Source organism: Chroococcus sp. FPU101 (assembly GCF_017312365.1).
Classification (GTDB): domain Bacteria; phylum Cyanobacteriota; class Cyanobacteriia; order Cyanobacteriales; family Microcystaceae; genus Chroococcus.
This window is the reverse complement of sequence record NZ_BLJI01000001.1, coordinates 362,144-388,418: the sequence shown is the minus strand read 5'-3', so window position 1 is coordinate 388,418 and position 26,275 is coordinate 362,144. Positions and strand designations below refer to the sequence as shown.

Below are 26,275 nucleotides of genomic sequence, written 5' to 3'. Positions count from 1 at the left end.
AGGCTATTCTTAAAAACTTCTATTCATTTGAGGATTGAGTGCAAATTAAACGTTCGCCTGGAATTATTGCAATTGTCATTTATAAAGGTTTAGCGGCCGTCCTTTTGACCGTGACAGCAATTAGTTTATTGTTTCTTTCTTTCCAACAACAGTTACTCATCAATTTATCTGAGACTTATATGTTGGAAGACAAATTAATTTTTCTCGAATGGCTTTTAAAGAAAGCGATTAGTACTCAACCTAGAACCTTAGAATTAACGGGTATTGTAACGAGTCTTTATGCTGTTGTTACTGCCGTTGAAGCGATTGGGTTATGGTATGAAAAAGCTTGGGCTGAGTTGTTAGTGATTGGTTTAGTCAGTATCAGCATCCCTCTTGAAATTTATGAGTTAAGCAAAGGATTTACTCTCATCAAATTTGCTATTTTTATCATTAATGTTCTTATTTTAGTCTACCTAATTTATTATTTTCGCAAGTCCAAAAAATTAGCTAATGAACCGAAAAAAAATCTGACCAGTGATTCACTCTACTAAATGATGTTCTAGGGAAAAACGGACTAATTCAGCACGATTACTTGTAGCCGTTTTTCTTAATAAACTACTAACATATTTCTCAACGGTTCGGGGGCTTAAATGAAGCTGGTGTCCGATATCTACATTAGAAAGACCTTCAGTAATGAAGATTAAAACTTGTTGTTCGCGTTGGGTTAAATCCAGTACTTTAAGCAGTGTTGCTACTGTAGAGTTTGATGATTCAGAATGCGGTGTGAACTCTTTTTCTTGATATCGCCATTCCGCTTGCATCATTTGTAATCTTTCTAATAAATTCCGAATCACCGCCTTTAATTCTTCCATTTCAAAGGGCTTCGGTAAATAGATATCACAGCCTACTTGATAGCCTTTAATACGTTCTTGGGTATTGCTTCGTTCAGTAAGAAAAATTACAGGCAAAAGTCTAAATTCAGGACGTTGGCGAACTTGGAAAACGAGTTCGTAGCCGTCTTTTTTCGGCATTTTGATATCAGAGATTAAAAGGTGAGGGTGATAACTTTCAAGCAAGTTTAAGGCTTCTAGCCCGTTTCCCGCCGTAATTACAGAGTAGCCAGCCAGTTCAAGATAATCTTTTACCGCCAAGCGAATTCCAGCATCATCATCAGCAATTAAGATTAATAAGGGCATAAAGAAGGGACACGGCAAAAGTTCGATTTAATTCTTTTCTTAGACTACCATTTCGTTCACAATAGAGCATATGAGTGTTATTACGGTAGCAACTAGAAAAGTAGCAATTTAAGATATTTAACGCCGCTTGAATCTAATTATAATTGGTGCTGATTTGTCGTTTTTTTAGCTTCCAGGATCGATACTGACAATCCAAGTACCTAAGTACAAACGTACTGGAATATCACCCGCCGCTAAAACATCTCCCACAAGATAATAAGTTCCAAAATCAGGATTTCTCACATTAGAGAGAACTAATTCTACTCTAGTGCTTGCTTCAATGGGTTTAGCCAAACTAATCTCTAAAACTCTGCTTTCTTGATCCCAAATAACCTCTTTGAGAGGAAGTGATTCACGACCCACTCTAACTTCTACTTTATCAGTATCAAAGCGGCCATTAAAATAATCTGGATAGGAAATAAAAAAGGTCGATGCACCTTGGGTCATTTTTTTGGCAGGGATATACAATTTATAACGCTCCCATTGATTAGGACGACCGCCAAACTGTAAATAATAATCTAGAATATCTTTGCGGTCAACACCACTAAAGATGGTTAAACCGGAGTTACCATTCGCCCAAGTGATAGCCTGAAATCCAGCCATGAGAGAACCTGCTAGAACTAGGGTAGCGATTAAACCTTTAGATAAAACTTTTTTTAAGTTCATAAGTTTTTGGAGCAGCCTCACGCCTATACAATCTGCTTACAGATTTTAAATATAACAATTCTTGAGGCATTTGTGAGATCTGGCCAGACGTAACCCCGTTTAAACTTGTTGGGTTAATTCGACAATGACATCAAAGCGAAATTGATTAACTAATTCTGTTAAGGATTGAGCTAAATTGCTTTGTTTTTCGGGAATTTCTGCGATAAGTTGTTGAATTATTTTCCCATTAACTCTCATAGCCGCTTGATGTAATTGCTGTTTCCATTCTGACGGCATAACGCTTAAATCGGCAGCTTGTATGCAATTGGTTGATTTCGGTTCTGTGCTGTTTTCTTCGGTATACAGATAACGTACTTTTAAATATTGACTCATTTTTTCAAATAATAATGCTTCTTGAAACGGTTTACTAACAAAATCATCGGCACCTGCTTTGAAAATTTCTGCTTGTTGTTCATCAAAAGCACTTGCGGTTAGGGCAATAATATAAGTTGGCTTTTTAGGCTGTAATTGTGCTTCTTGTTGCCGAATCAGCCGAATCGCTTGATATCCGTCCATAATCGGCATCCTAATATCCATCCAGATTAAATCAGGTTGCCATGTTTGCCAAATTGTTATTGCTTCTTCTCCATTAGTTGCGGTTGCGGTTTCAAACCCCACATGACTAAAAAGCTGTACTAATAAATCTCGATTTTCGGAGCGATCGTCTACAATCAAAATACGATAATTCGGCTGATGGGGTGCAATTTGTCGAACTTGTTGATCAATTCTTTGGGGAATCACTAAAGAAGAATCGGCTAATTTGACCTCGATCGTAAAAGAAAAAGCCGAACCTTGTCCGATGATGCTAGATGCTTGAATTTCACCCCCCATCAACTCGACATATTGCCGACTGATAGCGAGTCCTAAACCTGTTCCTTCTTTGACTTGTGTGCCGCTAGAGGTTTGGACAAAGGGTTCAAATAAGCGTTGTATCTCGTCGGGGGCAATTCCAATACCTGTATCTTCTACTATAAAACTGAGTAAAATGCGATCGTGGGATATTTTTTCCCTTAGTATCGCTTTTAGAGTAATTCGCCCCGTTTGAGTAAATTTAAGCGCGTTTCCTAACAAATTCAGCAACACCTGACGAAACTTTCCTTCATCTGTAATCACATATTGAGGTAAATTAGGCTCTAATTCAAAAAATAAGGCTAAATCTTTTGCTTTGGCACGAACTCCAAACATTTCCCGTAGCGTGTGCAAAACTTGAAGTATGTCAAACGGATGTGCATTGAGAACCATACGACCTGCTTCAATTTTCGACATTTCTAGAACATCATTGATTAAACTGAGCAAATGTTCCCCACTGCTGTTAATAATTCTTAACGCTTCTCGTTGCCTGGATGTAGTATCCGTATCTCGATTTAAAAGTTGAGCAAAGCCTAAAATTGTATTAAGCGGTGTTCTCAATTCATGACTCATATTCGCTAAAAACGTACTTTTGGCTTTATTCGCGGCTTCTGCCATTTCTTTGGCCACTCTCAAGGCAGCTTCCGTCTTTTTGCGTTGGATTCCTAACGCCATATCATCGGCAATAAAATTAAGCGCGTTCAAAGTAGATTGATTTAAAGGTTCACGAGCAAACAATCCTAAAATACCAACTAATTGTTCTTCTAGAAACAGAGAATAGCCTGTAAACGCCGTCATCGCTTCTTCGGTTGCCCAATCTTGATAAATACTAGCTAAAGTTCTCAGTAACGCTTCGGGGTCATCAGACGGATAGAAACCTGTTTTGGTAATATTTTCAATAGGAATATCTTGATAAATTAAATCCACGACTGAAGCTAAACCCGCACTACCTTGTAACTGTAACAGATGGGTTTCTGGATTATATGTCCACAAACGAACGCAAGTCACCTCCAGATGTTTAACCATCGCTTTCGCACATTTATCTAAAATTGCGCTGAGGTCATCACTTTGGGTTAAAGTCCTTCCTATTTCTGCTCGACAAGCGGCTAATTTTGCCCTCTGACCTAGCTCGGCTTCAACTTGCTTACGTTCCGTCAAATCTTCGACTAAGCCCTGTACTAGCTGATTTTCCCCTACTTTAACGGCGGTGAGGGTAATTCTGGCGGGAAAAATTTGACCATTAGCGCGACGGTGTATCCATTCAAAACTATGATGACCTTGTTCAAAGGCTGTCATAATTTGTTGGTTTGCTAAACTAAATGAATCCAGTCCATTCGGTTGAAGGGATGGCGAAAAGAAAGAGGGATGTTTGCCGATAATCTCCTGACGCGAACAACCAAATAACTGTTCTGCGGCGCGGTTACAATCAAAAATCGCCGTTTCGTTGCCGATAATGATGGCAATACTTAAAGATTCGTACAAAGCGCGGAATTTTGCTTCAGAAAGTCGTAAGGCGTTTTCTGCTTTTTTGCGTTCGGTGATGTCTGTAGCAATGGCTGTTACAATCCAATAATTTAAGTTTTCCTCTTTTTGGGAACTAAAGTCTACTGAAATCCAACGTAAATTTCCATCGGGGTGACGATAGCGATATTCATGTTTATAATTTTGTTGGGCAAAAACAGGTTCAAAAAGATTTTGCATCAAAACGTCCCAATCTTCGGGGATGATTCGTGCTTGTAGCAAAAAAGGATTTTCCATTAATTCTTCGGCCGAATAACCCCATATCCAATGACACCCAGGGGAATAGTACTCAATTTTCCAAGTCCGATTTGGATAAATTCGATAGCGATTAATTGAGACAACCGCACTACTTAAAATCATTGTCAGACGGGCTTCTGAGGCTTTTAGGGCGGCTTCTGCTTCAATACGGGCTGTAATATCTCGAAATGTCCAAACCCGTCCAATAATCTCTTTACCGATGCGCTGCGGACACGAATAACGCTCAAAGACTCGACCATCTTTTAATTCTAGTAGATCATAGCTTTCGGCTTCGGGTGTTGTGTATAGTTCTCTAACTCGTTGGAAGAATGATTCGGGTTCTTTTAACTGTTGTGCGAGATACTGAATACGGACGTGTTGGTCTGGTTCATTTAAAACATACTGTGAAATTGACCACATTTTTAAAAAACGTTGGTTATAGCTGACGATCGTTCCATTACAATTAACAGCAAGGATACCTTCTTGTATCGATTCAAAGGTCGCTTGTTGTAAGGATAAAGATTTTTCTAAATCAATTTGAACTCGTTTGCGTTCGGTTGCATCGGTTCCCACGGATAGAATTTCGACTAAATTGCCTTGACTATCTATAATCGGTTTATTAGCCCAAACTATCCAAACTCGTCTCCCATCTCTACAAATATTTTCGTTCTCATTCAAAATATATTTTTCTGGAAACTGACAGATATCAATCATTAGTGCTGCCAAATCTCGTCCAGAGGTTTCTGTTTCTGGAACAATCGTTCCAACTACATTTTCTCCGATGATTTCTGAAACCGTATAACCGAATAAGCGTTGACCATATTCATTTAAAAATAAAACATTTCCCTGAGTATCCCACCGTAAAATGATACAGTTTGCCGTCTGGACTAAATCACGATATTGTGCCTCACGGGCTCGAATGACTTCTTCTGCTTGAATACGTTCGGTGATATCTCGTCCTAAGACCACTAATGCTTTACGTTGTCCCTCATCATCAAATAAGGGAACTTTAATCATGTCTAGAATTCTTGTTGTTCCGTCAGGACGATGAACGACTTCTTCGACACGATGGGTAGTACCTGCTTCCCATGCTTGTTCATCAGTTTCTAGACACATTCGTAAAGAGTCTTGATAAAATTCGGTAAACTCCGATAATTCTTCATCGGTTTTTCCTTGATAGTCTACCCCTTCAAGTTCAATAAACTTTACATTTGCTTGATTAGAATCTTGCCAACGTCCCTCACCATCTTTAAAACAAATAACATCGGGTGTTGCATTAATTAGTGTTCTTAGACGTTCTTCATTTTCTCTCAGGTTCGCTTCGGTTTGCCTAGTTAGGGTGATATCGCGCAAAATCAGAACAATACAATCTATCTCATCAAAAAGATTAATCTGTTTAGCCGTTAACTGTAGGATTAAATTGCGAAATTCATATTCTGAACCTTCAACTAAGTAACTTTCTGCTTCTATCTGTTGTCCATTTTGAGATAAAGGCAGTAATTCACTTAAAATAACGCCAGAACAATCACCCGAATGCTCAATTAACCGCAAAAAAGCTTGATTACACCACTGTATCTGATGATGATGGTTTAAACATACTACAGCATCAGGAATCGCATCTAAGGCGATTTCTAATAGTTTGACGCGATGGTTGAAATCCTCCATACACTAACCTAGTTCATCGATTCTTCTGATCAATGATAACCATAGCAGCTTGATATAGTGATTGTATCGTTGTTCCCTCTGTTGGATATTCAACAATTGCCCAATCACAAAGCGGTTGTAATTTTTGTTGGTTAGATAGACTAAAAATTTGTTTTCGGATACGGGTTAACAGGTCTTCAATCGTTTGTTGTGCTTCAGTTTTGCTGAAATTGGGAATTGTGATCGCAAATTCTCCATCATTCCAGTATCCCACATCTTCTAGACGAGAAAAAGTCATCTGGATCAAATTGCTCCATGTTAGTAAAATCTGATGTCCCACCTCATGTCCATATTCTCGATTGATTTGAGGTAATTGACTGAGTTTTAATAAAACAAAGGTCAAGGGTTGCTGATGTTCCTTGGCTTGTTCTAACATAAGTTTAAATTCTTGATGCGATCTTAGTTGATTCATTAAACCTGTAACTGCATCTCGATAGGATAAAGTTTTCAGGAGTCGATTTCTTTCTAAACGTTGCGTAATCCGTGTGAGAAATTCCTGAGCAACCACAGGTTTTAAAATATAATCATCACCACCGACTCTAAATATATCTTGTATTGTATCGATTTCTTGGTGTGCGGTGAGAAATAAAATCGGTAAATCTTGCCAATTAGAGTCAGTCCGAATCACTTGACATAATTCTATCCCGTTGAGTTGCGGCATTTCTACATCTAAAATCAAAAGGTCTGGTTTGACGGTTTCTAAGATTTCCCAACACTTTAACGGGTTAGATAAACCTGTCATCTGAATGCCCCAAGGTTCGAGTAATGGGCGTAAACTAGCCAGTAAAATAGGATCATCATCGACAACTAAAACGCGAGTATTTTGAGAACGATAACGCTGTACCAGTTGAGAAAAAACCTGACCTATTTTTTCTAGTGTCACAGGTTTGGTTAAAATAGCTCGTCCTCCTGCTTGAGCAATGGTCACTCGATCTATAATGCTTTGATGGGAAATTAAAACGAGTACGGGTATCGGTGGGGTGCGTTGTGCTAATTCCGATAATAATTTTAAATCCGTCTGATTTTGCTCTAAATTTAGAATTACACCATCACAAGTATTGTTTTGTAACCATGTTTGCGCGTCTCGTTGTGTCGTGACTTTCCATCTTCCCCCCACCACATGAGAAAAAGACTCTCCAGCATTTCCCACAGAACCATCTGTATCGACTAACAGAAAATAATTAGATACGGTTTCTAGTTCAGGTTCTAAGGAAGGTTCGGTCGCTAAATTAAGATAATCACTTAATTCTTGAATTAATTCGCATACTTTCTGAGTTTGTAAGCTAATATCAGACGATTCTAAATTTTTTTCGATTTGTTTAGCCAAAACACTGCCATATTCTCTTTCAAACATTCCTAACACACCTGCTAATTTATGTGCTGCTTGTCTTGCTGCGGTTTGTTCATCTAAGGTAAGTTGTCCCTTAACTAGACTTGAAGCAGTATGATGCAGAATGTCTAAACGTTGTTGCGTCAAACCGAGATATTGCTTCCAGAGTTTTTCTTGATTTTCTCGGAATTCTTGTTCAATAGAGGTTTGTTGTTCAACTTTTGGATTAAAACGATATCCCAAACCATATACATTTTCTATCCAGTCTCTCGCACCTGCTGTTTTAAGTTTTTGTCTGAGTCCTTTGATATGTGCTTTAACGCTATCTTCTTGGGGTGTATCCTCAAAACTCCAAAGTTGTTCTATTAATTGCCCGCGACTAAAAACCCGTGAAGGATTTCGCATGAAGAGTTCTAAAAGACTGTATTCTTTTGGTGTCAGTGAAAGAAGTTTTTGATTAAAAGTCACTTCACAACTTTTTGGGTCAAGTCGCAGTTGACTAAATTCAATAATTGTGCTAGGACTGACTTCACCTCGCCTGAGTAAAGCCCGTAATCTAGCCTGTAATTCTTCGATGTTAACAGGTTTAATCAGATAATCATCGGCCCCTGCATCTAAACCTCGAATGCGATCGCGTTGTTCATCTTTAGCCGTCATCAATAAAATAGGTGTAGAATATCCTTGACGACGTAACCGTTCACATAAACTAATCCCATCAAGTTTCGGTAGTCCAACATCCATCAAAATCAGGTCATATGAGGCACTTTGGGTATATTCCCATCCCAGTTCACCATCTTCAACCGCATCCACTAGATAACGCAAACGCTTTAGAGATTGCACTAAAATATCTGCTAAAACAACATCATCCTCGATCAGCAGAATTCTCATGTGACGAGTATCCAATTCTTCAACAATTTTAGTCTTTTTCTGAACTCGATATCAATCGCCCATAGAATTAAGTGTCAAGTCACCTCATAAGTCGTAATGGTTTCTTTTTTATGACGTTCCTCATTAGTGCTTGAAGTGTTTAAGGTTTGTGAAGCTAAATGATCTAACTGAGGACTATCGGGTACAATCCTAATTTGAATTTGCGGGCCTGAAGTGGCTAAACGAAAAACCATGCCATCGCTGACAGATGCTTTAGTGATCGGTTTTCCATTAAGATAAGTTCCATTAGCTCCAAAACTTTCTAATTCCCAATTCGGGCCACTTGGACGAATTTCGACATGATGACGAGAGACCACCGCACTGTAGAGTACAACATTATTATCTAGCGATCGTCCAATGCGAATCACCGCGTCGTTATCGAACGACCAATGTTGTAGGGGAATAGTTTTACTGGGATGAAGTAAAGTCAGCGTAATCACTCTTGATCCGTAAATAAAACGTTAGATATGGGCTATTAAATCAGAAAATTTCGATCCATGTCAGCTTTCTTAGCATACAATTTCATGTTACTTATTATAGTCCCAAGGTTTCCCTAGTTAATTTAAGATGTTTCATCTTAAGATAGATGACAATTGGGAGAATTGCTGTAGTGAAAGACTAAGTTATAAACTGTAGATAGAAGCAAGACGACCAAAACAGTTAAACTGAAACATTGTTTTGATCGGACAACAGTTTCAGCAAGAGGAGCCACAAAGGATGAGGATTCTAGTACTAGCGTGGGAATTTCCGCCAAGATTAGTCGGTGGACTCGCTCGTCATGTAGCAGAATTGTATCCAGAACTGGTTAAACTCGGCCACGAAATCCATTTAATCACCATCGAATTTGGTCAAGCCCCCGGTTATGAAGTAGTAGAAGGGGTTCATGTCCATCGTGTTCCCGTGGCCCAAGGGAATGATTTTTTTCACTGGGTGATCAATATGAACAATAGCATGGGTCAATACGGCGGTAAATTAATTGTCGAAGAAAAATTGACTTTTGACCTGATTCATGCTCATGATTGGTTAGTGGGAGATGCAGCGATCGCACTAAAACACCATTTTAAAATCCCGTTAGTCGCTACAATTCACGCCACAGAATACGGGCGATACAATGGTCTTCATACCGATACCCATCTTTATATTGCCAGCAAAGAAGGAATTTTAGCCTACAATGCTTGGCGTATTATTGTCTGTAGTGGTTATATGCGTCATGAAATCCATCGGGCTTTGAGTTCACCCTGGGATAAAATAGACGTAGTTTACAATGGGATTCGCGCTGAAAAAAAACAACGTGATCCGAACTTCGATTATCAAAGCTTTCGCCGTCTTTTTGCCTGTGATCACGAAAAAATCGTTTATTATGTCGGTCGAATGACTTTTGAAAAAGGGGTTTCTGTCTTACTCAATGCAGCACCTAAAATACTTTGGGAGATGGGTGGATCTGCTAAATTTGTGATTATTGGTGGGGGAAATATTGAGCGACTTCAACTTCAAGCCATACATTTAGGAATCTATCATAAATGTTATTTCACAGGTTTTATGTCTGATGAAGATTTAGATAAGTTTCAGACAGTAGCTGACTGTGCTGTATTTCCTAGTTTATACGAACCGTTTGGCATTGTTGCCCTAGAAAGTTTTGCTGCTAAAGTACCTGTTGTGGTTTCAGATACGGGTGGTTTTCCTGAAGTAGTACGACACGGACAAACGGGTATTGTAACGAAAGCGAATCACCCTGACTCTCTCGCTTTAGGTATTTTGGATGTCTTGAAAAATCCAGATTATGCTCAATGGTTAGTGCATAATGCTTATGAAGATCTAGATAAACGGTTTAATTGGTCAAAACTTGCTCAACAAACAGAAGCGGTTTATGGACTTGTATTACATCAAAAAGCCCAGGTAGTCTGGTAGAAAATTCTTAATTTAGCCCCAAATTCTGCTTAAATTTAGAATAAAATCGGGTAAAATATCCTCACCTGACAATTCAGTGGGTGATTTTAAGATTTCTACTTCTTTTCCTATTCGATAGATTTCTACAAACTCTCCCCCGCCCCCTCTCCTACAGGAGAGGGGTGCCGAAGGCGGGGTGAGGTCAATTAACCAACCTAATTTCATGCCATTCTCTAAGTATTCTTGCATCTTAGCTCTTAAGTCAGTCATGCTATCTGATGGAGAGCGCAATTCTACAAGAAAATCAGGACAAAGCGGAACAAAACCCGTTTTCTGTTTTGGTGTCAGAGTTTCCCATCGTTCTCGACTTACCCAAGCAGCATCAGGAGAACGGATCGCACCATTAGGTAAAATAAATCCAGTAGACGAATCAAAAGCCTCTCCTAAATTTTCGTGTTGATCATGCCAACGAGATAACTGTCCTGTTAAACTAAAATTGCGTCTTCGGTGATTCTCCTCCTGTGGGTGGATTCACGATTAGTTCTCCTGATGCAGTTTTTTCTAATCTTAAGTCTCTATTAACTCTGGCTAATTCGGCAAACTGTTCATCATTGACATAAAGTTTGATAGTTTTTGGGAGTTCAATGGATATTTGCTCTTGAGTTTCTAACATATTTAGAGACCACAGCCCAACGTTATCCAAATTCTAACGAACATTTGTAACAAACAACGCGATCGGGTTTTCAAAGAGCGATATAACTGATCTTGGACTAACTGACTAACACTTGTGATCTTATGACGACTGCAACTTTAATTTTGAATACAACCGATATTACTGCTGATGATTATTGTGTATTCGGTTTAGCCACTTGTTTTTTAAAAAATGATGGAGAATTTCAGCAAATACAAGTTATTGAACCGCTTCCATCGGCGGCACTAGAAGCCGTTTTAAAAGGAATTCCCACATCTTACCAGTTAGTTTGTGCTTTATCGGTGGGTGATGTTTTAAGCAATGATAACCTACACATTCCCAGTGAATTTCCTAGTGATGCTCAATTTGGTGAAGATTTTATTGAAAGAACGATCGCAGCAGTACGCACCTATAAACGTCGTCATGAAGCAACTCAACATATCCCCAAAGGAACGAGCAAAAATGATTTGAATTTTTCTCTAGATAGAAAACGAGTCCTTAATGCAGTAAATGTTGTTCGCTCTGAAGATAATGTTAAACAGCATTCCCACACTCATAAAGTCCTGTAGCACGTAGCATATTTATTTGATTTTGTCAAAATTTTTTGCTTGCTATTTCTTGAGTTTGTGCTAAAAACGCATCTACTAAAGGTTTCCCGAACTGTAATAACTGTTGTGTAGTTGCGTCTCCTGCCGTTTCGGGAGTTCCTGCATTGAATGGGGGTTTGGGATGATATTCCAACATCAATTGAGTTAATTTAGCCATTTCTTCCCCAAATAGGAGATTAATTAAAGTCAAACCGAAATCAATTCCTGATGTGACACCTGCACCTGTAATTCGGTTACGATCGACAACAACCCTTTGATTAGCGACATCAACCCCTAACATAGCGAGTTGTTCTCTAAATGCCCAGTGACAGGTTGCTTGATATCCTGTAAGTAAGCCCGCAGCCGCTAGAATCAGAGAACCCGTACAAACACTGGTGATATACTGTGCTGTTTCGCCTTGTTTCGCTAAAAAAACTAAAATTTCTGCATCTTTGATCACATTAACCTGTCCTATCCCACCACCAGGAACACAAATAACATCAAGTGTCGGACAATATTCTAAAGTAGTAGTGGGCGTGATGATTAAACCTTCATTACTGATAATAGGATCTGGCGTTTTCCATATTAAATGAGTTTGTGTAGCAGGTGGAAAGGAAAGTACCTGATACGCTGCCATCACATCAAGTTGAACGACATCTGGATAAATCAAAAATCCGATTTGTACTTTCTGTTGAGTCATTGTCTTATCTGAAAATTCTACTTTTAAATCATAATAAAGCTCAATGGTCAATTAGAAAAAAAATAAGGATTCATCCATTAGATGACTTTTTTAGCTGATTGTTTGGCAAATAAAAATCAATTCCATGCTTTTGGGCTTTTTCTGCCATGCGACGAATAAAAACTCTTTGTGCTTCTTTTGCGCCAGAAGTATCTCGATGAGCTACTATATAGTGTGCTAACTCATCTCTACTCATCGTCTCAAAATTAATTTCATTCATTTTCATTCCCTTTAAATAAGAAAGATCATTTTCATCCAAATTCGATACTTCGCTATTTTATCCATTTGCGACATAATCTCTAAGTTCATCTATAGCTGGTTTAATTTCTGCGGGATTTTTGACAAACCGAACAAGAGGCAATTGATAAGTCCAAGTCTTGTAAAACACTTCATTTTTATAATAAGCACCTGGTAGAAAAATATGTGGAATATCTAGAAGCGAACATAAAATGTGAACATGAAGGCGATTAGTAATGACTAAGCTATACTGACTAAGTTGGTAAATTCCTGTATGCATCATACTCCAAGACATACGATGAATAGAGGAATTATCCAAACTGCTAAATAACTTAGTAGATGGGTGAAATAATTCCCATTTTTGTCTAGATAACCATTCTTGAGGAATACTTAAACCTCTTTGCCAACCATCTCGAATTAATCTTACTAAACCAGGAATGTAAACCCATTCTTTAGGTAATACAGTCATCCAGTCATAAGAGCGCCAATCTTCTACTACTAAATTGGAAATATTTAAAGCAGTGGGAGAAAAATCAGTATTGTTTTCTCGGTCTTTTCGATAAAGATAGAGAATAGAGTTATTACGTTTAATTGGAAGCGATCGATTAGGAATATCGACTAATTCAAAAGCTAAATCAGGAGCTTTAGCAACTCGACAATTTGTAAAAAATTGCTTGGCTATTTCATAACTGTAATCATCCCGAAGAAATAGAGTTAAGTTAGGATGCTGATTAAATATAGCGGTCGTTTTTTCAAGATTTTCCTGTTCTTTAAAATAAAGAGATTGAGGTAAGATCACAATTGGTCTATCATGATATTTTGAGATAATTTTTTCTCGAAATTTCTGACTTCTGGGCCAAAAATCACCAAAATTGCCGCCACCGTGTAATAAAATAGGAGCTTGAGGAGCTTTTTTTTCAAGTTCAGCTTCAGAGAAATTATCGAGGCTTGTGGCATAACTTATTCGGAAATGTGCAGTATTAGCTAAATAAAAAATATTGCCTAACCAAATTAGATGATCGCCAAGATTATAATGTTTGGGCCAATCTATTATTGCACAGTCTTTGAATGATGTAAGACTTTCTAAATTTTCATGTAAAGCTAATTGAATCTTTTTTAATTCAGCTAAATTAGATAAGTTATTCATTTTTTTTATTTCCTTTCAATTTTTTTCAACAAAGTATTTATTTAAACGACTTCAATCTAGATTAATGAATAGCATTTGTTACCTATTTTTTGATGCTTCTTATCTGTTGATGAAATCTATATTACTCTACTTTTTTTTAAAAAACAACTTTTTAAGTTTTACAGTTTTAGATAACATAAATTTCATGCTTTTATTCACCAATATCATAAAAATAATATTATTTTACAGTACGAGTTAAGTTAGCCATCTTTTAGAATCACTCATTTTTGTTTCAGTGTACTTATAATTTTTATTTTGTCAATAATTATTTTTGATTATACAAACAAAATTTTTGATGTATAGTTTTTATTTATGTTTTTGAGTATTGTTAACCTTTTATAAATTTATTTTTTCAAACAATAAAATATAATTATTTTTTTATTTGCTAATTTTTAAATAATTATGGTTTATAATAAAATATAATTTTTGTTATTACCAAATTTTATGTTCCTGATGAAAAATTGGTTAAACTTCTTGATAAAACCATAGAAGAGTGTAAAAAAATTAGTTTTGATCATTTAACTAATCAATAGATAAATTTTTTTCGATTATTACGAAAATTGGTTAAAAATTTTTTTAAAAGCGAAAAATGTTGTTCATTCAACACTATTTTTATTTTAAAACTTATGTGCAAAAAAGATTTTGGAAAGGTTCTAGTATCGCTAAAGAACTGAAATAAGAAAATTGTTTACAACAGTAAAACTAACTAATCAAATGATGTCCACTCCGTTTTAAAAAGACCCCGAAAAATCTTTCGAGGCCTTAGTAATATTCTATCCCATTAACTCTTTAACTTTCTTCATGATGCCTTCTGGGTCAATTCCTTGATGGGGATATTGTTCCCAAAGACCGCCGCAACCTTCCTGATGGGTACCTAGATAAGCATATTTTGGTGTGTAACCCCGTTCGAGTAACCAAGACCCCATACGCGAACCTAGACCCGTCCGACGGTTGAAGGCTTCAGTTACAATAACGAAAGGCGATTTACCAATTTTGGCCATCGTTTCTTCATCAATCATATTTAGCGTGGGTTTATTGATTAAACCGACATCAATACCTTCTTGTTTTAACCGTTCAACCGCATCCAAGGAACGGTATAAAGAATCACCAAAACTAACGATATAGCCTGCGCTTCCTTTGCGGATGACTTCATCTTTTCCAGGAACAAAAGTATAACCTTCACCATAAAAAGGTGTACCATCTTCCTTCAAAATGTTGGGAGTTTTGGAACGAGTCGAGAAGATAAACCGTAAACCGGGGTTGGTGAAAACAGCTTCAACAACAGCTGTCATTTGTGCAGCATCAGCCGGAAAATACAAACGAGTTGGATAACCATCATCTAACCCGTTATCGGCAAACATATTATTGATACCGAAGTGACAGGTATTATCAGCCATATCATCGATACCTGCATGGGAGAAATGACACAACAGGTTAGAGAAGTTTAACCGCGCCATCGTAATTTCGGAAATACACATCTCTAAAAACGCGCTAAAGGTGGCAAAAATTCCCTGTTTGCCTTCTTCCATACCAAAACCCGCAGCAGCAGATAGGTTTCCTCGTTCCATAATTCCGCCACTAACGAAGATTTCGGGGTTTGCCGCGTGAATCTTATTTAAACCGCAAGAACCTTCTAAGTCACTATCAATCACTAAAACGTTCTTCTTACGATCTTCAGGACTCATGCGACCTAGAATAGCAACTACTGCATCACCGAAGACGTTACGGTTAGATCCCCAGTTATCGCCCGAACCCATAAATGTATAATTATTTTTAGGGGTAGAAATCGATCGCAGAACATCCACCGCCGCCGTTAAACCGCGAGATTCAAGATAGGGTAGAGCAAGCTTGACAGAAATGACATCATGTCCATGGGTCGAGCCTTCTAATCCTTCGATCCCGACACACATTTTACGCTTGTTAATGACAGCAACAGGGCCGGGGGTATTAATGGCTTGAATAATACGGCTGTAGAGGTCGTCTAGGTCTTCGCCATCGCCTTCTAGAACGGTTAGTCCATGACCACCAAGGGTTTTTTTCAGGTCGTAACCTGGCAGATAGCCAGAGGGATGACCCGCAATTGTAACATCATTATCATCGATCAGTAATTTAACATTTAGTCCGTGAGCAACGGCCATACGGGCCGCTTCTGCATCGTTTCCTTCTTGTTGAGAACCGTCAGAACCGAGACAGAAAACGGTTTTAGTGGGGTTAGCAAAAGCAACACCATTAACATAGGGCCACATATGACCCAAACGACCTGAACTAAATTGAACGCCTTTGGTTAAACCGAGTTCTGGATGTCCTGGTAGGGTAGAATTGGCTTCCCGATAGTGCATCAGTTGTTCGGCATTTAGATGACCTTTAAGGACGGACATTAAGTATTGTGTAGCTACGCGGTGTCCTGCTTCATCAAAGAAAGTCTGCACAAATTGGTCGGGACTACCTCTAAACAGTGCATCGAGAATTACCACTTCAGGTACAGTATCATAAGGCCCGCCAGTATGACCGCCTACGCCTCTAGCCGCACCTGTGGCGGTAAAAAATACGATCGCATCCCGACAAAGTTGGATATTTGCCTTGAGATCAACTTTTTGAGCGTCAGTTAAAGTAGAACTGTTCGGATCTAATTTAATCTGTTTATACGCACTTAAGTCTATTGGAAAAGTTACGGGTTCTTGTGCTACGGTCATCACTCAATCGTCCTAATTTTTAGATAACTGCTTTCTTTTAGCGGGTTGCGACTAATAATTTAGTCATTTTTCTAATCTTCCATAAAATTTAACATGAACAGTCTGTCATCAGGACAAGCTGTTCTAAGTCAATCGTTGATCAGTTTTGACTTAAATGTCGACTAAGAGTGGTTTAAGAGTTTATGAGAAAGATAATAATTCTTTTTCTTGGGGTTTTTGCAATAAACCAGACAACATCGACGCAGGACGTTTACCATAGGGCCAAGCAAAGGCATGATGAAATGCTGCATCTTGACACGCTTCAAGTTGTTGAAAGTCAATTACGTTATGAGTTAAAAGGTTTTCGTACTCAAAGGGAAGACGAACGTTATGGAGTCCCGCATTGTCGGTACAGATGGCGATATCTACACCCGCGTCAAAACAACGATCAAAAACCGTTTTAAGATCAGAAATGTTCTCTAAGGTTCCTGTTTTAAGATAAGTTGTCGGACATACTTCTAAACATTGATTAAGTTGCGCGACTTCTTTTAAGAGTTCAGGATATTTTAGGGGAATTTGAATCCCATGTCCAATACGCATTAGATAGGGTAAGAGTTCGGGGTAACAACCATTGGTGGTTTCATAAAGATGACCTGTTGTTTTGAGTCCAAGCGATCGCGCATAACGATATAATCCAACAAATTCGTCTAAACGTTCGGCAATATGGGCATCACCCCCCGCAATATCGATCGCACACACATATTCTCGCATTTGCGCGGCTAGATCGATGATCGCTTTATTCACTTCATAGGGTAAACGAGAGTGAATACACAAAATTTGACTCGTTACAATTGGATATTCTTTAACTTTCGATGCTTGTCCAACAATTTCAACAATCATCGGCATTTGTTCGATTCGTTCTGATTGACTTAACGTTTCAGAAGTTCGATAATATGGCGTATAACGTAATTCTAAGTAAGCCAAATTTTCAAAAATATAGGCTCCTCGAATTAAACGACAGATAAAATAGGGTAAAGCTTGTGGAGTTTGGACGCTTTCGACAAGTGTATGCAGTTCTAAATACTCATCTAAACTACTCCGTTCGCGTGTATAATATTCTTCAAATGCCGAATATTCTGGATACACTTTCGCTAAATTTAATTGATAACGTTGAAAATAACCCCAGAGAATCCGAGGCACCACTGACCCACCTAAATGACGGTGTAATTCTGCGTACAAAGCCACAGTAACCTCCCTCTCGTTTGCTTTATTTCAAATATAACGAAAAAACATCAAAAAATGTTAAGAGTTATTAATGTTCATTAAAAAGACAGTTGAACGGATGAGCTATTTTTGCTAAAAATATACCAAATGGAGCAATTGGGAAAAAAGTTGGTCTTGAAGGATTAAAACATCTAGCGCGAAGATGGTGGGAAACGGACAATAAAATGCAATAAGTTATCAAACTATCTGATGGTTGCTCAATGTCTAAAGCTGGCTCTCATCTTGACCCAATACACCGACAACTTAGACTCTAAGAATGTTTCTGCACTTCTCAAAACCAGAAAATAGCAAGGATAGAAAACCTGAGTAACAACAAGGATGATGAAAGTAGATAGAACGCAATTGAGTACACACTGGTTATAGAACAAAGGGAAAAACCCAAAAACACAGCATCAGATAAATACCTAGTCTAGCCATAAGTAAATTAAGTATAACCTTTGATAGACATAGCTTTAAGAACAACAGTTCATGACTTTCGGATCTTTATTTTAATTCTAGTTTACAGTAAAGGTCATCTCTAGACATACCCTTAAATTAATCGCTTAGATGCAACAGACTCAAGATAATCTCATGAAGGTTAAATTTACCATTTTTTTTTATAGGTGATCAAATTATAAAATTTTTTTGTGACAGTTGCTAAAATTCAGGTTATATTTTTGATATGATCAATTGGTAAAATAAAACTAATTGACAGTTAGTGAAATACAAGGAACAATTGAAACGTCATGAATGACATCGCAACGAGTCCATTAACAGGAAAAGCTTTACTTCAAAAAGTAAAAGAGCTTGCACACTTACCTCGCCGTGAAACAGCAAAACGCTGTGGTTACTACTCAGTCACAAAAGATGGTCAAACTCGTGTTAATTTAACTGATTTCTATGACGCTGTTTTAGGAGCAAAAGGTGTTCCACTTGATCCTGATGGAGTCAAAGATGGTCGCGGTCGTGAACCTACATTCCGCGTTAGTGTTCATAAAAATGGACAAATTGTCATTGGTTCTACCTACACTGAACAGATGGGTTTAAAACCAGGCGATGAGTTTGAGATTAAGTTAGGTTACAAGCACATTCATCTCAAGCAGGTTGAAGGCTCTGGGGAAGTAGACGACGAAGCCGCATAAAAAAGCTCGGCTATTCAAAGACTGGTACTCTTTGTCTAACCGAATCAAGTAAAATCAATTTTCCCCAATTCTAACTCTTATCTATATATATCTACAAACCGTGAGGGTCATATTTCAGAAAACTGACTTTTTTGGTCAGCCTGAAGGTGGCCCTTGGGTTTATTCAATGGTATTATTAAGGGTTTACTGTCTTTTAATCGGTAATAATGCTCATCATTTGAGAAAATTCAGAGGATAAACCATGCTACTGAGAAATCTTCTTAACTCACCCCAAGCTCAATGGCGTTCGATTATTGGGCGATTAGAATCGGTAGTTGGTAAAGATGGGGTGGTACGTCGCAAAGATGAACTGTTGACCTATGAATGCGACGGAATTACAGGATATCGTCAACGTCCTGCTTTAGTTGTTCTACCTCGGACAACCGAACAAGTCGCCGCAATTGTGAAAATCTGTCATGAAAATGAAATTCCTTGGGTCGCCAGAGGTGCAGGTACAGGTTTATCGGGTGGCGCATTACCCTTAGAAAATGGGGTTTTGATTGTAACAGCCCGCATGAAACAAATTTTGGAAGTCGATTTAGAAAATCAAAGAGTTATCGTTCAGCCCGGAGTCATCAATAATTGGGTTACGCAAGCGGTAAGTGGTGCAGGATTTTATTATGCGCCAGACCCTTCTAGTCAGATCATTTGTTCTATTGGTGGAAATGTTGCCGAAAATTCAGGCGGGGTTCACTGTCTTAAATATGGTGTCACAACCAATCATGTTTTAGGGCTTAAATTAGTCATTCCCGATGGATCAACTATTGATGTTGGTGGCCCTGTTCAAGAAATGCCAGGATATGATTTAACAGGATTATTTGTGGGAAGTGAAGGTACATTAGGTATCGCTACAGAAATCACCCTCCGCATCCTTAAAGTTCCAGAGTCAATTTGTGTACTCTTAGCTGACTTTACCAGTATAGAAGCCGCAGGGCAGTCCGTCGCCGATATCATTAGTGCGGGGATTATTCCTGCTGGTATGGAAATCATGGATAATCTCAGCATCAATGCAGTTGAAGATGTCGTAGCGACGGGTTGTTATCCCAGAGATGCGGATTCAATTTTATTAGTGGAACTCGATGGGTTAGCAGTAGAAGTAGAAGCGAATAAAAAAAGAGTCGCTGAGATTTGCACAAAAAATGGCGCAAGAAGTCTTACTTCTGCCAGTGATGCCGAAACACGTTACAAATTATGGAAAGGACGTAAAGCAGCGTTTGCAGCAGCAGGAAAAGTCAGCGCGAATTATTTTGTACAAGATGGGGTGATTCCGCGAACTCAACTCGTACAGGTTCTACAACAAATCAATCGTTTGAGTGAACAATATGGCTATCGTGTCGCCAATGTTTTCCATGCAGGAGACGGTAACTTACATCCTCTAATTCTCTACGATAATAAAATTGCAGGAGCATGGGAAGAAGTCGAAGAATTAGGCGGCGAAATTCTCAAACTTTGTGTGAAAGCGGGTGGTAGTTTATCGGGTGAACATGGTATCGGCGTTGATAAGAATTGTTATATGCCAGAAATGTTTAACGAGGTTGATTTAGAAACGATGCAGTATATCCGTAGTTGTTTCAATCCGAAAGGGTTAGCCAACCCGGGTAAAATGTTTCCTACTCCGCGTACTTGTGGAGAAGCGGCTAATGCGAGAAAGATGGAGGAATTTAAAGAAGCGGAATTATTTTAGAAGAATGGGGGGAGCAACAGGATTTATAGTAAGCTGAAATGGGGTGAACCTATAAAGACTTAAAGCCATGACGATTCAACTTTCTTCGCTTCCTCAAACTGATGCAGAAATTATTCCCTGGCAAAAAGTCGATTCTAGTTGGAGAGAAACCGTTGAACAAGCCACTCTACCAGATACTCCTCCGAGTTATTTAATTTTTCCACACACACAAGACGCTTTAGCCGAAGTGGTACGATACGCCAACGAAAATCAGTTAGCGATTTTACCCTGTGGCAATGCTAGTAAACTAACTTGGGGAGGGCTGGTCAAAAATCCGCAATTAGTCATTAGTACCCAACGTCTCAATCATATTATTGCTCATGCGGTGGGTGATTTAACGGTTACCGTCGAAGCAGGCGTTACCCTCCAACAATTGCAAAGTATTTTACAACCTCACTCGCAGTTTTTACCCATAGACCCCGCTTACCCCGATAAGGCAACTCTTGGCGGAATTATGGCGACAGCAGATACAGGAAGTTGGCGACAACGCTACGGAGGGGTCAGAGATATGGTCTTAGGGCTTTCTTTTGTGCGATATGATGGCAAAATCGCTAAAGGGGGCGGAAGAGTGGTTAAAAACGTCGCAGGCTACGATATGATGCGATTATTTACGGGGTCATATGGAACATTGGGCATTATTACGGAAATGACCTTTAGACTCTATCCGATTCCAGAAGCGTCTCAAACTCTATTACTCACAGGAAAATCTGATTCAATTGCTGTTGTTGCAAAAAGCTTACGTCAGTCTGGAGTTACCCCAACCGCCGCCGAAATTTTATCCACTTCATTAGTAAAAAGTTTAGGAAATGGGCAAGAAATGGGGATATTGCTTCGGTTTCAGAGTATTAGCGAAAGTATTAGCGAACAAATTAGACAAGTTAAGGAATTAGCGCAACCTAAGAATTGTCAAAGTCAAATCTATTCGGATTTAGATGAAATACAACTTTGGGAAAAACTTCAAGTTGGTAAGAATAATTCTGATTTGATTTGTAAAATTGGAATTTCACCAAGTGAGAGTATACGGTTTTTGACTAAAGTAAATGAATTCGGTACTGGAATGGTTAATTTAAGTAGTGGTTTAGGAAAAATAGTTATTAAAAAACAAGGAATTAAAGAATTGCGATCGCTTTGTCAATCTCATCAAGGATTTCTCAGTGTTTTAGAAGCCGCTAAACTCATTAAAGAAAAAATCGATCCTTGGGGATATAACGGTAATGCCTTAGAAATAATGCAAAAACTTAAACAGAAATTTGACCCGAATCAGATTTTTAGTCCTAACCGCCTTTTTGTTTAGCTAAAATCCCTTCTCGAAATCCTAAAACAACCAGAATATTAGAGAGGGTTAGAAAGAACTCTGCACTACCATGTAACCAATCGACATTAGCTAAATCTTTGCCGTAGTGAATTTTTGCATAAATCCCCGCAGGAATCGTCACCGCAACAAAAATTAATAAAACATAAAATCCAATTAAAGCTAAACGAGGTGCTTTACCCGAACGAGTGATAAACCACAAAAAACCCAGATAGGGAAACAAAGAAATAGCAAATAACGTTTCTTTAGATGGCATTAACTTAATTTTCCTTTTTCTAAAAAAGCTATTCAGCAATAGAGATAACTTGAACTTCTCTAACTTGATGAATTGGTTTAGATAACTTTTCAGTTGTAATCAGTTCATCCGCAGAAACAGAAATAGCACTAGCGACATGAAGCGCATCTAAGGCACCTAATCCGTATTGACTAGCGATATTTTGTGCTAATTTAACAATCAAAGTTAAATAATCTGCCCACACACAGAGCATGACGCAAAGAAACCTTGATAAAATTGAATTTCTTCTTGTTGTCTGTGATAAAGTGCTTTGGATAACACTTCTAATTTAACAAAATCACTAGAAATTAATTGTCGATTTTCTTCATCGAGAATATTAACAGCTTTAATTGATACTTTATTATTTCCTTGATAAACTGCGATGAGTACACCAGAATTAATATAAGTTTTAATAATTCTTGTCACTCAATTTCGCCTCGTCGTTGAGCAATTTCTTGTTCAATTCCATCCCAGTCAAGGAATTTAACTTTTCCTGCTGCTATGGCTTTTTGGCGTAGTTCCCATAATTTTTTTCCTAATTCCGTTTTGGGTTGAAAATTTACTGTTTCATGTGATGCTGCTTCTTTAATGTGTAAATCTGCTTCTTTTTTAGCTAAAGTATCGACAAACTCTAAAACTTCTTGTTGTTTTTCACTGGGTAAAGTACGCCATTTTTCTAAAAGGATTTCTTCTGTAGTCATAACCATTTCTCCTCTACTAATCTAATTCTCGTCTTCCTTCTAAAGCTCGTGCAAGAGTTACTTCATCAGCATATTCTAAATCGCCACCCATCGGTAAACCAAAAGCAATACGAGTCACTTTTGTAAAAGGTTTTAGGAGTCCTCCAACATAAAGCGTAGTAGTTTCTCCTTCCACACTCGGACTAATGGCTAAAATGACTTCTTTGGTTTTTTCGTGGTTGACGCGCTGAACTAAAACCTGTACATTTAATTGTTCTGGCCCGATGCCATCCATTGGGGAAATAACACCCCCTAAAACGTGATATTTTCCTCGATACTCGCGGGTTTTCTCTAATGCAATAACATCTCTAGAGTCTGCAACCACACAGATCACTTGATTTTCACGATTTTGATTACGACAAATTTCGCACACGGGTTCAGCAGATAGGTGATAGCAAACCTTACAAAAGCCAACTTGTTTTTTTGCGTCAATAATCGCCTTAGCTAAAGCTTGAGCATCTGCATCCGATCGCTTTAGAATATGTAGAGCTAAACGTTGTGCGGTTTTTGGCCCAACACCGGGTAATTTTTGAAGTTGTTCGATTAAACGGGCTAACGGTGGAGTATAAATAGAAAACCATCCTCTTAATTGTCTTAATTTTATTTTATCCCGTACTTCTGTACTCAAACAATTCTAAGAAAATTCGGAATTTTTGCCCTAGTTTCCTGTTGTCCGTATTAGCCTAGAAATATAGAGGTACTACCAACAACAACAGAGGTTTAACGATTATCCATGCCGGAAAGTTCTATTGCACAAGATCGGGATTATACTTTAATCATTGACAAAAGTGGCAGTATGTCCACATCCGATCAACCCGGAGGAAAAACCCGTTGGGAGATCGCCCAAGAATCGACCCTTGCTTTAGCCAGAAAGTGCGAAGAAATCGATCCTGATGGCATTACGGTTTATCTTTTTTCAGGTCGGTTTAGACGTTATGATAATGTCACCTCAGATAAAGTGTCCCAAGTGTATCAAGAAAATGAACCGATGGGACGTACTGATCTAGCGAGTGTTTTACAAGATGCTTTAGATAATTATTTTCAGCGCAAAGTTGCAGGACTCGCTAAACCCAATGGAGAAACAATCTTAGTAATCACAGATGGGGAACCAGACGATCGTAAATCAGTCATGCGCCAAATTATCGAAGCATCCCGTCAAATGGAGCGAGATGATGAATTAGCAATTTCTCTGATTCAAGTGGGTAAAGATCGTAAAGCAACAGAGTTTCTACGCGCATTAGATGATCAACTAGAAACCGCAGGAGCTAAATTCGATATTGTAGACACAATCACGATTGATGAGATGGAAGATATGACCCTAACAGAAGTCTTACTCAATGCAATTCAAGATTAATCGTAGAGACGCGCTATGACGCGTCTCTACGCAGGATGAAAATAATCGTAAATTTCTTGGGCTAACTGTTCACCAATTCCTGAAACCTCTTGTAACTGTTCCACTGAAGCTTCACGAATATAATCAACCGAATGAAAATGCGCTAAGAGTTGTTTTTGACGCTGGAACCCTAATCCAGAGATTTCATCTAAACGAGAACGTCTACTACTTTTCAGACGCTGTTGACGATGGAAGGTAATCGCAAAACGGTGCGCTTCATCTCTCACACGTCGTAATAATTGTATCCCTGGTTGTTCGGCATCAGTGGCTAACGATTCAGATTCCCCAGGGAGGAAAATTTCTTCTTTTTGTTTAGCCAAACTAATGACTTTAACGTGTTCTAGCAAGTTCAGGTCTTGGAGAACTTCGACCACAGAAGACAATTGACCTTTTCCTCCATCAATCATCACTAAATCTGGAAAATCATCATTTTCTTCTAAATCATCTAGAATTGTTGGATCTTCAGCATAGCGACGAAAACGACGACGAATCACCTCAGCCATACTCGCAAAGTCATCAGAATGACCGATTTTAACTTGCGGATTTTTGATCTTGTAATGACGATAGTGCTGTTTCGCAGGTACACCATCAACAAAAACGACTTGTGAAGCAACCGCATTAGAACCTTGGATATGGGAAATATCATATCCTTCAATCCGTCGCGGTAAATCACTTAAATCCAGAACTTCGGCTAAATCTTGTAATGATTGTAAGTTACGCTCGGCAAAACGTTGGGTACGTTCTAACTCATATTGAGCATTCCGTTGCACCATTTCTAACAATTCTGCCTTGGTTTGTCGCTGAGGGGCAGTAATCTGTACTTTACGCCCTTTGCGTTCACTCAACCAAGTCGCTAAGATATCTCCTTCGGGTAATTCGTGCTGTACTAAAATCTCGGTCGGAATTTCTACCCCTTCTGCCATCATATAATGTTCTTCCAGTACCCGTTCTAAGATAGCTCCAGGTGTTCCCGACTGAGTTTCCGCGAAAAACCCTAAGCGACCGACTAACCGACCTGCACGGACTTGAAACAGTTGAATACAGCAATGTTGCTCATCGGCAGCCAGAGCGATCGCATCTCTAGAAACGGTATCATCACTTAAGGACACTTTTTGATCAGCGTTGAGCGATTTTAAGGCTTTAATCTGATCTCGTAGGGCTGCCGCTTGTTCAAAATTAAGGTTTTCGGCGGCCGTGTCCATTTGAGTTTGCAGTTTGTCTTCTAATTCACTGCTGCGACCTTGGAAAATCATGGCCACTTGTTGAACGGTTTTGCGGTAGTCTTCCGAAGAAATTAATAATTGACAAACACCAGGACAGCGACCAATATCATAATTTAAACAAGGACGGTCTTTAAAAAGAGGTTTTGGGCGTTGTTTGAGGGGAAAAATTCGCTTAATGATTTGTAAGGTTTGACGCAGTAGCCGTGTATCAACGTAGGGGCCATAATAGCGATCTCTAGCATTATCAGTGCGTCGTTTACGAGTTATAAAGATTCGCGGATAAAGTTCTGACCAAGTAATACAAATGTATGGATATTTTTTGTCGTCTTTAAGGAGGACATTAAAATAGGGCTGATGTTGTTTGATCAGATTCGCTTCAAGGGCGAGGGCTTCAGCCTCCGTATCGGTGACAATAAATTCTATCTCAACCACTTGCTGTACCATCATGGCAATACGAGGGCTAAGAGGTTGAGCGGGACGGAAATAGGAACGAACCCGCGATCGTAATTTTTTGGATTTGCCAATATAAAGAATATCGCCGCTTTGGTCGCGCATTAGATAAACGCCCGATTCTGTAGGGATTTCTTTTAATCGGCTCTCTAAGCGTTCAGGATCTCGAATGAGACTACTTTCTAAAGCTAAACTTTTACGATTCATATCTTTATTTTAATAAATTT

At 38.6% G+C, this 26,275-nt stretch carries 23 protein-coding genes and 1 pseudogene; 7 read left to right on the top strand and 17 right to left on the bottom strand.

Features of this window, described 5'->3' with window-relative positions; translation table 11 throughout:
* Positions 1-38: 38 nt before the first annotated feature.
* Positions 39-533, top strand: coding sequence for a DUF2127 domain-containing protein (locus tag CFPU101_RS01620; protein ID WP_206813583.1), 495 nt, complete (start codon positions 39-41; stop codon positions 531-533).
* Here the strand turns inward: CFPU101_RS01620 and CFPU101_RS01615 are convergent.
* The 5 genes from CFPU101_RS01615 to CFPU101_RS01595 form a co-directional block, all read right to left on the bottom strand.
* The gene (locus tag CFPU101_RS01615; RefSeq protein WP_206813582.1) at positions 522-1,178 is read right to left on the bottom strand and encodes a response regulator transcription factor; all 657 of its coding nucleotides are present in this window, start codon (positions 1,176-1,178) and stop codon (positions 522-524) included. The two genes, CFPU101_RS01620 and CFPU101_RS01615, sit on opposite strands and share 12 nt — an antisense overlap.
* Positions 1,179-1,343: 165 nt before the next feature.
* On the bottom strand, positions 1,344-1,883 hold the full coding sequence (locus CFPU101_RS01610; protein WP_206813581.1) for a DUF2808 domain-containing protein: 540 nt from the start codon (positions 1,881-1,883) through the stop codon (positions 1,344-1,346).
* A gap of 99 nt (positions 1,884-1,982) precedes the next feature.
* Positions 1,983-6,194, bottom strand: a complete 4,212-nt coding sequence (locus tag CFPU101_RS01605; protein WP_206813580.1) for a PAS domain S-box protein — start codon at positions 6,192-6,194, stop codon at positions 1,983-1,985.
* A gap of 13 nt (positions 6,195-6,207) precedes the next feature.
* Positions 6,208-8,451 carry a response regulator gene (locus tag CFPU101_RS01600; RefSeq protein ID WP_206813579.1) on the bottom strand — a complete coding sequence of 748 codons (2,244 nt, stop codon included), beginning with the start codon at positions 8,449-8,451 and terminating at the stop codon, positions 6,208-6,210.
* Between the two features lie 74 nt (positions 8,452-8,525).
* Complete coding sequence (locus CFPU101_RS01595) at positions 8,526-8,930, bottom strand: FHA domain-containing protein (protein ID WP_206813578.1); 405 nt, start codon at positions 8,928-8,930, stop codon at positions 8,526-8,528.
* A 277-nt stretch (positions 8,931-9,207) separates the two neighbouring features.
* On the opposite strand from CFPU101_RS01595, the gene CFPU101_RS01590 reads away from it, so the two are divergent.
* A complete protein-coding gene (locus CFPU101_RS01590) occupies positions 9,208-10,398 on the top strand; it encodes a glycosyltransferase family 4 protein (protein ID WP_206813577.1) in 1,191 nt (396 codons plus the stop codon).
* Between the two features lie 12 nt (positions 10,399-10,410).
* Here CFPU101_RS01590 and CFPU101_RS01585 read toward each other — a convergent pair.
* Positions 10,411-11,050: pseudogene (locus CFPU101_RS01585) on the bottom strand (Uma2 family endonuclease).
* Positions 11,051-11,172: 122 nt separating this feature from the next.
* Between CFPU101_RS01585 and CFPU101_RS01580 the strand changes: the two are divergent.
* Positions 11,173-11,637 carry a hypothetical protein gene (locus CFPU101_RS01580; RefSeq protein WP_206813576.1) on the top strand — a complete coding sequence of 155 codons (465 nt, stop codon included), beginning with the start codon at positions 11,173-11,175 and terminating at the stop codon, positions 11,635-11,637.
* A gap of 25 nt (positions 11,638-11,662) precedes the next feature.
* Here the strand turns inward: CFPU101_RS01580 and CFPU101_RS01575 are convergent, their stop codons facing one another.
* From CFPU101_RS01575 to CFPU101_RS01555, 5 genes are all read right to left on the bottom strand, one after another.
* On the bottom strand, positions 11,663-12,355 hold the full coding sequence (locus CFPU101_RS01575; RefSeq protein WP_206813575.1) for a DJ-1/PfpI family protein: 693 nt from the start codon (positions 12,353-12,355) through the stop codon (positions 11,663-11,665).
* 70 nt (positions 12,356-12,425) lie between these two features.
* On the bottom strand, positions 12,426-12,614 hold the full coding sequence (locus CFPU101_RS01570; RefSeq protein ID WP_206813574.1) for a hypothetical protein: 189 nt from the start codon (positions 12,612-12,614) through the stop codon (positions 12,426-12,428).
* 57 nt (positions 12,615-12,671) lie between these two features.
* Positions 12,672-13,778, bottom strand: a complete 1,107-nt coding sequence (locus CFPU101_RS01565; RefSeq protein ID WP_206813573.1) for a polysaccharide pyruvyl transferase family protein — start codon at positions 13,776-13,778, stop codon at positions 12,672-12,674.
* An 812-nt stretch (positions 13,779-14,590) separates the two neighbouring features.
* Positions 14,591-16,510 (bottom strand): transketolase C-terminal domain-containing protein, encoded by a 1,920-nt coding sequence (locus CFPU101_RS01560; protein WP_206813572.1) that lies wholly within the window; start codon positions 16,508-16,510, stop codon positions 14,591-14,593.
* 180 nt (positions 16,511-16,690) lie between these two features.
* Entirely contained in the window at positions 16,691-17,734 is a 1,044-nt protein-coding gene (locus CFPU101_RS01555; protein ID WP_206813571.1) for an adenosine deaminase, read from the bottom strand.
* 764 nt (positions 17,735-18,498) lie between these two features.
* Between CFPU101_RS01555 and CFPU101_RS01550 the strand changes: the two genes are divergently transcribed.
* The 3 genes from CFPU101_RS01550 to CFPU101_RS01540 all read left to right on the top strand — a co-directional run bounded on the left by CFPU101_RS01550 (position 18,499) and on the right by CFPU101_RS01540 (position 21,950).
* Positions 18,499-18,894, top strand: a complete 396-nt coding sequence (locus tag CFPU101_RS01550; RefSeq protein WP_206813570.1) for an AbrB family transcriptional regulator — start codon at positions 18,499-18,501, stop codon at positions 18,892-18,894.
* Positions 18,895-19,135: 241 nt separating this feature from the next.
* A complete protein-coding gene (gene glcD / locus CFPU101_RS01545) occupies positions 19,136-20,617 on the top strand; it encodes a glycolate oxidase subunit GlcD (RefSeq protein ID WP_206813569.1) in 1,482 nt (493 codons plus the stop codon).
* A gap of 67 nt (positions 20,618-20,684) precedes the next feature.
* Positions 20,685-21,950, top strand: a complete 1,266-nt coding sequence (locus CFPU101_RS01540) for an FAD-binding oxidoreductase (protein WP_206813568.1) — start codon at positions 20,685-20,687, stop codon at positions 21,948-21,950.
* On the opposite strand, the gene CFPU101_RS01535 is transcribed toward CFPU101_RS01540, so the two are convergent.
* From CFPU101_RS01535 to recR, 5 genes are read right to left on the bottom strand one after another with little or no spacing between them, the layout of a single operon-like run.
* On the bottom strand, positions 21,931-22,224 hold the full coding sequence (locus CFPU101_RS01535; protein ID WP_206813567.1) for a DUF3593 domain-containing protein: 294 nt from the start codon (positions 22,222-22,224) through the stop codon (positions 21,931-21,933). The genes CFPU101_RS01540 and CFPU101_RS01535 overlap by 20 nt on opposite strands.
* 28 nt (positions 22,225-22,252) lie before the next feature.
* Entirely contained in the window at positions 22,253-22,426 is a 174-nt protein-coding gene (locus CFPU101_RS25330) for a hypothetical protein (RefSeq protein ID WP_242577711.1), read from the bottom strand.
* Between the two features lie 2 nt (positions 22,427-22,428).
* Positions 22,429-22,668 (bottom strand): hypothetical protein, encoded by a 240-nt coding sequence (locus CFPU101_RS25325; RefSeq protein WP_242577710.1) that lies wholly within the window; start codon positions 22,666-22,668, stop codon positions 22,429-22,431.
* Complete coding sequence (locus CFPU101_RS01525) at positions 22,665-22,943, bottom strand: hypothetical protein (RefSeq protein WP_206813566.1); 279 nt, start codon at positions 22,941-22,943, stop codon at positions 22,665-22,667. Before CFPU101_RS01525 ends, CFPU101_RS25325 begins: the two co-directional genes overlap by 4 nt.
* A 16-nt stretch (positions 22,944-22,959) precedes the next feature.
* Positions 22,960-23,553: a recombination mediator RecR gene (recR, locus tag CFPU101_RS01520; protein WP_206813749.1), complete on the bottom strand. Its 594-nt coding sequence runs from the start codon at positions 23,551-23,553 to the stop codon at positions 22,960-22,962.
* A 177-nt stretch (positions 23,554-23,730) separates the two neighbouring features.
* On the opposite strand from recR, the gene CFPU101_RS01515 reads away from it, so the two are divergent.
* Positions 23,731-24,336 carry a VWA domain-containing protein gene (locus CFPU101_RS01515; protein ID WP_206813748.1) on the top strand — a complete coding sequence of 202 codons (606 nt, stop codon included), beginning with the start codon at positions 23,731-23,733 and terminating at the stop codon, positions 24,334-24,336.
* A gap of 26 nt (positions 24,337-24,362) precedes the next feature.
* Here the strand turns inward: CFPU101_RS01515 and uvrC are convergent, their stop codons facing one another.
* The gene (uvrC, locus tag CFPU101_RS01510) at positions 24,363-26,255 is read right to left on the bottom strand and encodes an excinuclease ABC subunit UvrC (RefSeq protein ID WP_206813565.1); all 1,893 of its coding nucleotides are present in this window, start codon (positions 26,253-26,255) and stop codon (positions 24,363-24,365) included.
* Between the last annotated feature and the right edge of the window lie 20 nt (positions 26,256-26,275).